The 10,491-nt window shown below is 53.1% G+C and carries 8 protein-coding genes; all 8 read right to left on the bottom strand.

The genetic code is table 11. The annotated features are described in order from the left end of the window. The coding region (locus B2633_RS08715; protein WP_483170217.1) for a peptidase U32 family protein at positions 1 to 1,848 on the bottom strand (1,848 nt) is incomplete at its 3' end. A 33-nt stretch (positions 1,849 to 1,881) separates the two neighbouring features. After that, positions 1,882 to 2,829, bottom strand: a complete 948-nt coding sequence (locus B2633_RS08710) for an NGG1p interacting factor NIF3 (RefSeq protein ID WP_483170216.1) — start codon at positions 2,827 to 2,829, stop codon at positions 1,882 to 1,884. A 63-nt stretch (positions 2,830 to 2,892) separates the two neighbouring features. Next, positions 2,893 to 3,564, bottom strand: coding sequence for a YetF domain-containing protein (locus tag B2633_RS08705; protein WP_481038207.1), 672 nt, complete (start codon positions 3,562 to 3,564; stop codon positions 2,893 to 2,895). Positions 3,565 to 3,717: 153 nt separating this feature from the next. Further along, positions 3,718 to 4,962 carry a DNA polymerase/3'-5' exonuclease PolX gene (locus B2633_RS08700; protein ID WP_483170214.1) on the bottom strand — a complete coding sequence of 415 codons (1,245 nt, stop codon included), beginning with the start codon at positions 4,960 to 4,962 and terminating at the stop codon, positions 3,718 to 3,720. 3 nt (positions 4,963 to 4,965) lie between these two features. Continuing rightward, complete coding sequence (locus B2633_RS08695) at positions 4,966 to 5,241, bottom strand: cell division protein ZapA (protein ID WP_481038205.1); 276 nt, start codon at positions 5,239 to 5,241, stop codon at positions 4,966 to 4,968. 92 nt (positions 5,242 to 5,333) lie between these two features. Then, entirely contained in the window at positions 5,334 to 6,758 is a 1,425-nt protein-coding gene (locus tag B2633_RS08690; RefSeq protein ID WP_481038204.1) for an ATP-binding protein, read from the bottom strand. 270 nt (positions 6,759 to 7,028) lie between these two features. Further along, positions 7,029 to 8,702: a uridine kinase family protein gene (locus B2633_RS08685; protein ID WP_483170212.1), complete on the bottom strand. Its 1,674-nt coding sequence runs from the start codon at positions 8,700 to 8,702 to the stop codon at positions 7,029 to 7,031. Between the two features lie 385 nt (positions 8,703 to 9,087). Continuing rightward, on the bottom strand, positions 9,088 to 10,491 hold a 1,404-nt coding region (gene pheT / locus B2633_RS08680; RefSeq protein WP_483170211.1), incomplete at its 5' end, for a phenylalanine--tRNA ligase subunit beta.

Raw genomic sequence — 10,491 nt, 5'->3', positions numbered from 1 at the left:
TGCGGCCGGTTTTATCTCCTGCCAGGGCTGCATTTCACCGGCTTTTTGTATGCGCGGTAAAGCGGGAATGACTTCGGCGCCCCGCTGGCTGCCCCAGCGCGATAAGGCCGCAATCTCTTCCCTCTTGGCAGTATAACCCCGCCAGCCCTCGATGGCAATATATACGCGATCAGCGCCGGCCTCTATCCCCTGGCGGGCTGCTTCAACGGTGCCGACCGCTATGCTCAGCAACGGCGGGGCAATGCGGCGCCGCACCGATTTTGGGCCCAGACGCTCTTTTACCCCTTGCTGAAAACGGGCCTGATCCTCCGCGTCCGGGGCCGGACGATGGGTAATCAAAGCCAGAAGCTGCTCTGCGGCCCGGCGCCTGCTTTCGTTGAGATCGCTGTAGGGCAGGATCAGGTTGCCTTCATATTCCAAGCGGTACTCATCCAGGACAAACGGGGTTCCCCCCAGGCGGGACAGCTTCTCCAGGATGACCTCTTCCTCTAAAGGCTGCCCCTGAGCCGGCACTGCTATAGTACTGCCCTCCACCCTTACACTGCGGCCGGCGGAATCATCCAGGGTCAGTTGCAAGGGGCTCCCTGCTTTAATCCGTATCATCATTTTAACCGGGATTTTGAAAGCTTGGTCGGCTTGCAGGCTGGCCTGGGCTTCAGCTATCAAGGCCTGGTCATGGGTCTTAAAGACCCGGTCTCCCGGCGCAGCCCGCCCCGGCATGGGAACAGTCACTACCTGGCCGCGCACCGCTTGAACGACGGCCTGACCGTCCAGGTCAATAGCTTTGACAATAGCTGACGGCCCTTTGCCCTGGGCCACCCACACCTCCAGGCCGTCGCCCAAAGCCAGGGTATCGCTTAACTTTATGGTAATATAACCGCTGTAGTGACTGATCACCCGGCCCAGATACACCCCGCGATTATTGGGGCGGTTAATGCTCAGCGCCTTTTGTCCCGGCACCAGGAAACCAGTGCCCAGAGTACGGTTAAAGATTTGATAAAGCTTCTTCCGCCGGGTTTCATCCACCCGGGCCTCCGGATTGGAACGCAGCAGATCCAGGGCATGACGGTAGGCCGAGGTTACAACCGCCACATATTCCGGCCGCTTCATGCGTCCTTCGATCTTGAGCGAGTTGACTCCGGCCTTTTTAAGTTCTGCCAGATGATCCACCAGACACAGGTCAGCCGGGCTTAGCAAATAGCGACCCCGAGCCTCCACCGGCTTCTTTTCGGCGCCATTATCCGCCATCAGCTGATAAGGCAGGCGGCAGGGCTGAGCGCAGCGGCCCCGATTACCGCTGCGGCCACCCACCATGCTGCTGAAAAGGCATTGGCCTGAATAACAAAAACACAGGGCTCCATGGACGAATACCTCAAATTCCATCCCCGGAGTTTCCTGATGAATGCGGTTTATTTCTTCCAAAGACATCTCCCGGGCCAAGACTATCCGGGCCACGCCCTGTTTCTGCAGTAAAAGCGCGGCCTGGTCGTTGTGCACCGTCATCTGCGTGCTGGCATGCAGGCGCAGATCAGGCAGAAGTTCATGCAGGCTGGTCAACAGACCCAGATCCTGGATGATCAGCGCATCCGCCCCGCTGCGGTACAGGGAATAGGCATAATCCAGCGCAGCCGGGAACTCCCGGTTGTCAATCAAGGTATTGAAGGTGAGGTATATTTTTTTGTCCCGTAAATGGGCATATTCTACAGCCTTTTCAATCTCAGTCAGACTGAAATTGGCCGCAGACTGCCTGGCATTGAAATGCCGGCCGCCCAGATACACCGCATCCGCCCCATTGGCAAAGGCGGCCTGTAGTGCAGCCCAGTTGCCGGCCGGGGCTAACAATTCCATTTTTTTACCTCCTGAAGCACCGGAACAGGGGTCTTAGCGCTCTACCCGGAGCAATCCGGCGCAGGGCAATATATCTATGCCCCTTTTCTGCAGCTCATCCAGAAACAGATTCATTCCCAGCGAATCGCTGGCCATATGTCCGGATATGATGACATTGATATGATGGTCTTTGGCCGCCTGGCGATGCTTGTCAGTCATATGCATAGATATCACAGTGCCTATCCCGGCTTGAGCCAACTTCTCGTAGGATTTTTCCGAGCCCCCGGTTCCCCCGGTCATTTTTATGAATATCTGTCCGGCCCGGCGCTTTTTGTCTCCGGCCAGAATGCGCGGGCCGGCTTTTAAACGTCGGGCCATCTGAAACTCGGGAATAGTCAGCAGGAGTTCTAAGACATCCTCCACACTGCGGTAAGCGTTACTGGCAAACAGTTGCTTCAGATAGTGATTTACCAGGTTGTCGGCCGGGGAATGCACGCACATAAACGGTATCCCCAGCAAACGGGAGGCATCAACCGCCCGCTGGTGGTTTACCGGCATCAAGGTGCGGTGTACCTCTGCAATGCGCGCCTCCATGATGCCTTCGGCTATGCTGATGGGCACGCCGGCCTGGGCCAGCATATCGGCTTGAACATGCATTACCTGGTGCAGAGCAGCCTGGGCGATGCCTTCGGGATGGTGGGCAATCACCGCATCAATACGGCGGCCGTTTTTCCTGAGCTGATCGGCCAGCAGGATTTCCGGGGTTTCGATGTCGATTCCGGTCATGACCGCTTCAACCTCTTCGTCCCCGCTGCCCTGCAGGATGCGGGTATCGCCGTAGGGATTGGATAAGGCCTCGGTATCATAGTACTCCTGATCGCTGCTTTTTAACGCTTCATAAGCCTTCGCCTCCCGCTCCAGGCAGGCATTGATTTCATCTCCGCGCGGATCATATCTTTTCCCCAGGCTGACGGCCAGTTCATATATCTCTTTTAACTTCATCTTTTGACCACCCTTCATCTAATGCGCTTAAAAAAATGCGTTTCCATTATATCACAAAGCCATCTATCGGGCCTTTAATGCTTTATTGATTTCGTCCAAGCGGCTGGATAAATCTTGCAGCTGAGCCTCCAGCTTGCTGAAGGCCTGGGGAAGGGACAATTCCGGTTCGCCTTGCCAGTTGGGTTTCTCCTGTTCTTTGAAAAAATTCTTCCGCGTCAATCCCACTTTGGTCAAAACCTCATTACGCGGGGGAGCATATACTCCCAAATCCCTTTTGGTGAGAGGCTCATCCCCGCTGCGCAGTATAACGCTAAAACCTCCGCAGGATTCAAGAACCCCTTTTTCCACCATGTCAATATCGGGAATCCCTTGTTTGCGCAGTTCCTGCATGAGGTCATCGACATTGAATTTCTCCTTGGCCAGATTCTCTTTGATAATGCGGCCGTCTTCTATCAAAACTACCGGGGTTCCGGTGATAAGATTGGACAGCTTCTGGTTTTTCAGTCCCAGGTAACACATCAGCCATTCCAGAAAAGCCAAGGTGCCAAGAACTCCTACCCCCTCGATGAAAGGTATACTCTGGTCCAGGGCGATGGAAACCACGGTGTGACCCACCCCGGTCATGACTACGAAATCAAAAGGCCCCAGTTCACCCAGAGCCCGCTTGCCCAATACCCTGACCATGATCAAGGCCATAAAATACATCACCGCAGCGCGGAATGCATAGCTTAACATTGCTCCGACCTCCTTAAGCCCCGGATACCTTATTATTGCGCCGAGTCCCAAGGGTTTATTCTCCGGGGCGGGGAGATGTCATGAAGTTAAACCGGGAAGCAGTGGTGGTTTGTTTGAGGAGAAGTGGTGAAAAACGGAATAGAACCCGGAAGATCAGGACCGAAAATAGTCCAGAACCTCTTTAAGGCTCCAGGTATTGATTACATCCGCGGCCTCAACCCATCCGCGGCGGGCGTTGAAGATGCCATAGCGCAGCAGGTCCATTTCCCCCTGGTGATGGGCGTCGCTGTTGACCGCGATCTTGATGCCCAGCGAAACAGCCCTGCGGGCCACATCTTCGTCAATGTCCAGGCGGCTGGGGTGTGAATTGATTTCCAGTACTTTATGGTGCTGGGCGGCCGCCTGGAGAATCCGCTCAAGATCAAGTTCATAGCCTGAGCGTTTGTTGAGCATCCTCCCGGTGAGGTGTCCGATTATGTCCACATGAGGATTCTCGATGACCCGCAATAAGCGCCGGGTCTGCTCTTTCCGATCCAATCTGAAATGGCTGTGAATAGAAGCTATGACTACATCCAGCTGCTCCAAATCTGCGTCGCTGAGGTTCAGACTGCCATCCTTGAGGATGTCCACTTCAATGCCCCGCAGAAGACGCAGCCCCGGCTGTTGCCGGTTGAGACCGTCTATAACCCGGGCCTGCATACTCAGGCGTTCCGGGTTCAATCCCCCGGTACTGGGCAGGGATTGACTGTGATCGGTTATAGCCATATATTCATAACCCCTTAAACGGGCCGCCTCTGCCAGAACTATAAGATTTTCGAAGCCATCGCTCCAATTGGAATGCACATGCAGGTCGCCTTTTATATCCCGCAGCTCAACCAGTTCCGGCAGGCGCTTTTCCCGGGCGGCTTCGATCTCGCCCCGGTCTTCGCGTAATTCAGGCGGAATATAGGCCATATCGAGGTACTGGTAGAGCTGGGTTTCGTTCTGGAAGGAGGTCGGGGGAGCTGTTTCTAAACCTTTCATAATACGATTGCGATGGGCTTTGGAGCCGGTGGAAGTCAGAAGATGGCAGGCAAATTCCCGGGGCTGGACCAGAATGATTTCAAAAGGAATGCGATGGGGCAGATACCCTGCGATGCGGTCAGTTTCCCGCGCATGCAGATCGATGCCGGAAAAATCAGCCAGGGCCTGCGCCACCTTACTGCCGTCCGGGCAGCCTGCTAAAATATCCACATCACTTACCAGAGCTTTACCCCGGCGCAGACTGCCAACTATCTGAACCTGGGTCCCCGGCAGGCGGTGGTGAAGATGTTCTGCTAATTTCTCGGCCAGGGGCAATGCCAGTCCGATAGAATATTTGCCCCCGCTTTGCTTGCTTGCCACTTCCAGGTTGGTCATGAGTTATCCCATCCTATTTTTACGCTCCTCTTCCATGGCTCTTACCAGTTCGTCATAGTCTTCCTGCAGCTTGTTTAATTCGTCCGCCAGGTTGAGGGCTGTCAGTACTGCCACCTTGGTACTGGAGAGATTGGGATTACGCTGATAAATCATGCGCATGCGTCTATCGACATAGGAGGCCAGCATCTGTATGTATTCAGGATCTTCTTCTCCTCTTACCACATAGTCTTCGTTAAAAATCGATACCGTAACTTTCGTAATTTGGTTTTTATTGTTCAAGCAGCTCACCCCTCATTTTAAGGTCAATATTTGCTGTTTATTCTCTGTTAAGGCGGGTTTTTCCTGCCGCCGCTCCCAGGTCAGCCGCAATCCTATTGCGGCAGTTCACCGCCGGTTTCAATTTTGTGAGGCAAGGTAAAGTAGAACGTAGCCCCGCGGCCCAGCTCACTTTCCACACCCAGCTTGCCGTTATGATGTTCCACCAGATGTTTGACGATGGATAAGCCCAGGCCAAAACCTCCGGTGTCTCTTGATCTGTCTTTATCAATCCGGTAGAAGCGTTCAAAGATGCGCTCCTTCTCCTGCGGAGGAATTCCCTCACCCTGATTGCTCACCGTGACTTTGACCTCTTCAGGCTGGTCTTCAACCGTGATCACCACCGGGGTATTGGGGGGGCTGTATTTGACGGCATTGTCCAAGAGGTTGAGTATCACCTGTACGATCAATTCTTCATCAAAATCCACCATCAGTGGCTCGGTCGGCTTATTAAAATCCACCCAAATCTCCTGCTCGTGATCCCGCCGCGACATGGAAATGGATTTCTCGATTATTTCGGATATATCAAGGGTTTGCAGGTGCAGCTGTAAGCGACCGGATTCAATCCGGGACAGTTCCATCAATCTGCTGATGAGGCGCTGCAGACGATTGGCTTCATCGTAAATAACGGCCGATTTTTGCCGGATCTGTTCCCGGTCCATACCCTGGCAATTCATCAGGTTTTCTGCATAGCCGGTGATAGTGGTTACCGGAGTTAAGAGTTCATGGGAGATATTGCCCACAAAATCCTTGCGCACCCTTTCCAGCCGCTTCAATTCGGTAATATCGTTGAAAATGGCCAGAGTGCCTTCTTCGCGGCCATATAGGCCAGCCCTTAGCGGCACCACATTTACCTCCAAGAGTCGGTCGAGATGGCTGTGGAATTTGATCTCACAACGCACCGGCTGGTGAGTGGTGCGCACCTTATCGATGAGATCGATTAAAGTATAGTTTTGAATGACTTCGGAATGCTTTTTGCCCAACTCTTCGGGACCAAGCCCCAGTATCTTTGAGGCTACCCGATTCATATAGGTTACTCTGCCGTACTGGCTCACCGTAAAAATACCGTTTATCGTAGTGTCTAAAACCAGGGCCAGGCGGTTTCTTACCGATGAGATCTCAATAAGGTTATGCTCCAGGGTCTCTGCCAGTTCATTGATTGACTGCCCCAGATGATGCAGTTCATCCGATGGCAAGAGGTGTATGCGCTGGCGCAGGTTGCCTTGGGCCATGTTGTCTACCCCTGCGGTTATGATTTCGATTGGCCTTGACATCTGGGCCGCAATCCAGATGTTTATGAGGGCGGCCACAATACCTACCGCGACGGTTGCCAGCACCATGGTTAAAAGGAACTTGTCCATAGAAGCGTCAAAAGAACCGCGCTTGATCACCATATTCAAAATCACACCCATGGCCGCCATCACGGCAACAATAAGCAAGAGGTAAAAAAGGGTCAAACGTCGTTGAAACAGATTGGGCATTACTACCTCCTTAAATTTTAAAGGCAGCGCGGTTTTTCCTCCTTAGAGCCGTCGGCAGGAGTTCGTACCGATCACAACCTCGTATCAATCATCCCAGATGGGAAGGGGACTATAAAATAGTTCCTAACGCCGGCATTTATTCCCCTGCAGCCGTTTTTAATGCCATCCATTGCTAAACGCTTGGCCAAACGTGAAAGAGCAAACCGGCTGATTATATTCTGCACCCGCTTTCCATCTTGAGTCAAACCCGGTTTAAAACCTTTGGATTGTTCAATCTTTAAACCAGCCGCCTCCGATGAATTCGCGCAGTATGGAGTTAGGCGGAACAAAATTGTCTGGCGCGGGGCGGAAGTAGCTCAAGAATTTCAACAGGGTGGTGGCCTCCACATATTCCCGCATATCCGGCTTGATTTCGGCAAGCAGCGGCTCGATATAGGGTTTCAATATGGCTAATTCATAAACCAGGGAGGAATTGAACATCACATCGGCATTTTCCTGAAAAGGGAAGATATTGCGTTCTTCTCCCCGGCGCACCGAGCGCCATCTTCCCAGGGTCTCCAGCGCGGAGTATCCCCTGACCCGGTTGTCCCTGACAATCCGGCGGATCAGCCGGGAATCGGTGGTGGGGATGCGGTTGCTATAATCAATATTCAGCTGTGTCAGAGCGCTCACATAGATGCGGAACTTCTGGCGCGGGGGCACACTGAAGGTGAGCCCTTCGTTTAAGCCGTGAATCCCTTCTATTATTATTAATTCCCCGGGAGGCACCTGCAGCCTGCTGGCCCGGCTCAGACTCCGGCCAGTCAGAAAATCGTAACGCGGTATTTCCACCTCTTCACCGTCGATCAAACGGCACAGGTGTTCATTGAAGAGATCCAACTGCAGTGCTTCCAGGGCTTCGAAATCATACTCACCATTTTCATCCCGCGGGGTCAGATCCCGATCCACAAAATAATTGTCCATAGAAATGCTCACCGGACGGCGCCCGTTGACCCTCAACTGAATCATGAGGCGATTGGCGAAAGTAGTTTTACCTGATGAAGAGGGTCCGGCTATGGTCACCAGCCTGATCTCCGGATTTGAACAGATCTGATCGGCAATGTCCGCAATTTTCTTTTCATGCAGAGCCTCGTTGATCATTATCAAATCCCTTAAACCGCCCTCCCGGATAATATCATTGAAAGCGGCTACATGGGGCGTACCCAGCATCACTGCCCATTTCTTGGCTTCCTGATAAATATTGAACAGCTTGGGCAGGTCGGAAAATGGCCGGATGCCGTCCGGGTTGTATACATCGGGGGTCTGCAGGATCATTCCGGGCGGGTAATTCAACAGCCGGAAACGCTCCAGATCGCTGGTGCGCGGCAGCATATAGCCATAGAAATACTCATAGTAGCCGTCAAGCTCATAAATGTGCACTGTGGCCTTGTCACGATATTCGAGCAGCCCCACTTTATCCAGCTGGCATTGCCGGGCATAGATGCGCCGTGCTTCTTCGCGGCTCACCACCCGTTTCTCAATGGGTAAGTCCTGAACCACATATTCCCGCATACGCTTCTGAATTTGTTCTATATCCCGGTCGCTTAGAGGCTGATCCTGGAGCTCGCAATAGAGGCCGTTTGACAGTGAGTGCTTGACGATCAGCTCGCTGTGAGGGAACAGCTCCCGGCAGGCCTTAATGAGCATAAAAACAATACTGCGCCGGTATATTCTGGCTCCGCTCTCGCTGCTGGTATCTATCAGTTCTATATCGCAGTCTTTATCCAGGACGAAGTTCAAATCCTCAAGCCGATTGTCGATAATCACTGCCGCTACCTGATGCGAAACCCGGTCTTTCAAGAGGCCGACCAGATCCCCGGTGGTGCTTTCCTTAGGGATAATATAAGGGCCTAAGCCCTTTACGTTAACCTGAATATCATAGCTTTTAAAGCTGGAAATGGCCATAATGACCCCCCTCCTCACAAACCCGTCTACCCCTCATTATAATACAATTCGGCCTGATTGTGGTCATCATCGCAATTTGCTGGATTCGGTAAGGACAGGGCGTTTTGTTGAGAGAGTGAGAAGCAAGAGGGCCCCCGCTCTCCCTGCCCGCAGTAAAATAAAAGAGGGCCTCTAGCCCTCTTTTTCACGGCGGATGCTGTCCTGGTGAACCGTGCCTGTTTTGGTTAATATATTATATTCTCTGAACCTGATTTACTTTCCTTCCGGCAATATTTTCTATGTCTTATTAATCAGGCCTCCCGGAATCTGTGGCAGGCGGCCAGTAAACCCCGCATGACGATTGTATAACGATTGGGGACCGCCCCCACAATCGTAATCTCCTATCCTAGCGCAGGGCAGCTTGTAGCCGGGTCTGTACATTCTGACGGACGGCGTCCATTTCCGCATTTACTTCCGCATCTGTCAGGGTCCGGTCATAGGACTGGAAGGTAAGGCGGAAGGCCAGGCTCTTGTAGCCAACCGGCACCTGCTCCCCGGCGTAGACGTCAAACAAAGTGACCTGTTCCAGAAGCCCGCTGGCCGCTTCCCGAATGACCTGCATGGTTTCAGCCATGGTTCTGGACTGTTCCAAAAGCAAGGCCAGATCCCGTTCAACCGCAGGGTACCTGGGGATCTCGCGGGATTCAATCCGCTGGCTGCACCGGGCATAGAGTTTATCCAGGTCCAGTTCCATGGCACAGGCCCGCTCTTTAATACCATAGGCCTCCAGAATTGCGGGATGAAGCTCGCCCAGTACCCCGATCCGCTCCCCGTTACAGGAGACGGCTGCGGTGCGGCCCGGATGGTAACCGGGAGCCTCTGCCGCGGCAAAGCTGACTGCGGGGCAGCCCATCTCCTCTAAAAGGATTTCGGCCATGCCTTTCAAATAGTAATAATCCATTTCTATATCATGCTTCATCCAATTGATCTGGCTGCGCCCGCAAACTATGGCCCCCAGTTTAAGATTTTCAGCAGGCAGTTTCTCCTCGCCGGGATAAAAAACCGTACCGGTTTCGAAAAAAGACAAGTTCAGGTTTCTCCTGGCCAGGTTGGTACTGAGGCTTTTCAACAAGCCCGGCAGCAACAGGGTGCGCATCACACTCTGCTCTTCGGAAAGCGGGTTGGCAATGTTAACCGTCCGGCGCAAGGGGCTGTCTTCAGGCATCATAATCTGCTCGAAGGCCGTCGGGTTAATGAAGCTGTAATTGATGACCTCATTGAAATAACGAGCCATCACCGCTGTGACCTGGCGGCGGAATTGCTGGTAGGGATTCAGCCCGCCGCGGCTGGCATCCCGGGACAGAGTGCTGGGGATGTTGTCATAGCCATAAAGCCTGGCCACCTCTTCAATTAAATCCGCTTCCAGGTTTAGATCCACCCGGTAGCTGGGTACATGAACCAATAGCTGCCCGTCCTTTTCATCGAAGGGTAGACCCAGACAATTCATATATCCCTTTATGGCCTCGATGCTGATATCGGTTCCCAGAAGATGATTGACCCGTCCGGGACGCAGCAGTATTTCAACAGGAGCCGCCACCTGCGGGTAGCAATCGAAAATTCCTTCGACAACTTCGCCCCCGGCCAGATCCTGCAAGAGCTGAGCAGCCCGGTCCAGCGCATAGATGACCCCATTGATATCCAGGCCTTTTTCAAAACGCATCGAGGACTCGCTGCGCATGGCCAATTTCCGAGCGGTTTTGCGGATGTTGGTCCCCAGGAAATTAGCCGATTCCAGCAATACATCGCGGGT

It is taken from the genome of Syntrophomonas sp. UBA1041 (assembly GCF_002316705.1).
In the GTDB taxonomy this organism is placed as follows: Bacteria; Bacillota; Syntrophomonadia; order Syntrophomonadales; family Syntrophomonadaceae; genus DTU019.
This window is presented reverse-complemented; position numbering and strand designations above follow the sequence as displayed.

Bases quoted from the DNA above. Each gene is read 5' to 3' on its own strand.
- B2633_RS08710 (WP_483170216.1), bottom strand. From the start codon at position 2,829: ATGAAGTTAAAAGAGATATATGAACTGGCCGTCAGCCTGGGGAAAAGA.
- B2633_RS08705 (WP_481038207.1), bottom strand. From the start codon at position 3,564: ATGTTAAGCTATGCATTCCGCGCTGCGGTGATGTATTTTATGGCCTTG.
- B2633_RS08700 (WP_483170214.1), bottom strand. From the start codon at position 4,962: ATGACCAACCTGGAAGTGGCAAGCAAGCAAAGCGGGGGCAAATATTCT.
- B2633_RS08690 (WP_481038204.1), bottom strand. From the start codon at position 6,758: ATGCCCAATCTGTTTCAACGACGTTTGACCCTTTTTTACCTCTTGCTT.
- B2633_RS08685 (WP_483170212.1), bottom strand. From the start codon at position 8,702: ATGGCCATTTCCAGCTTTAAAAGCTATGATATTCAGGTTAACGTAAAG.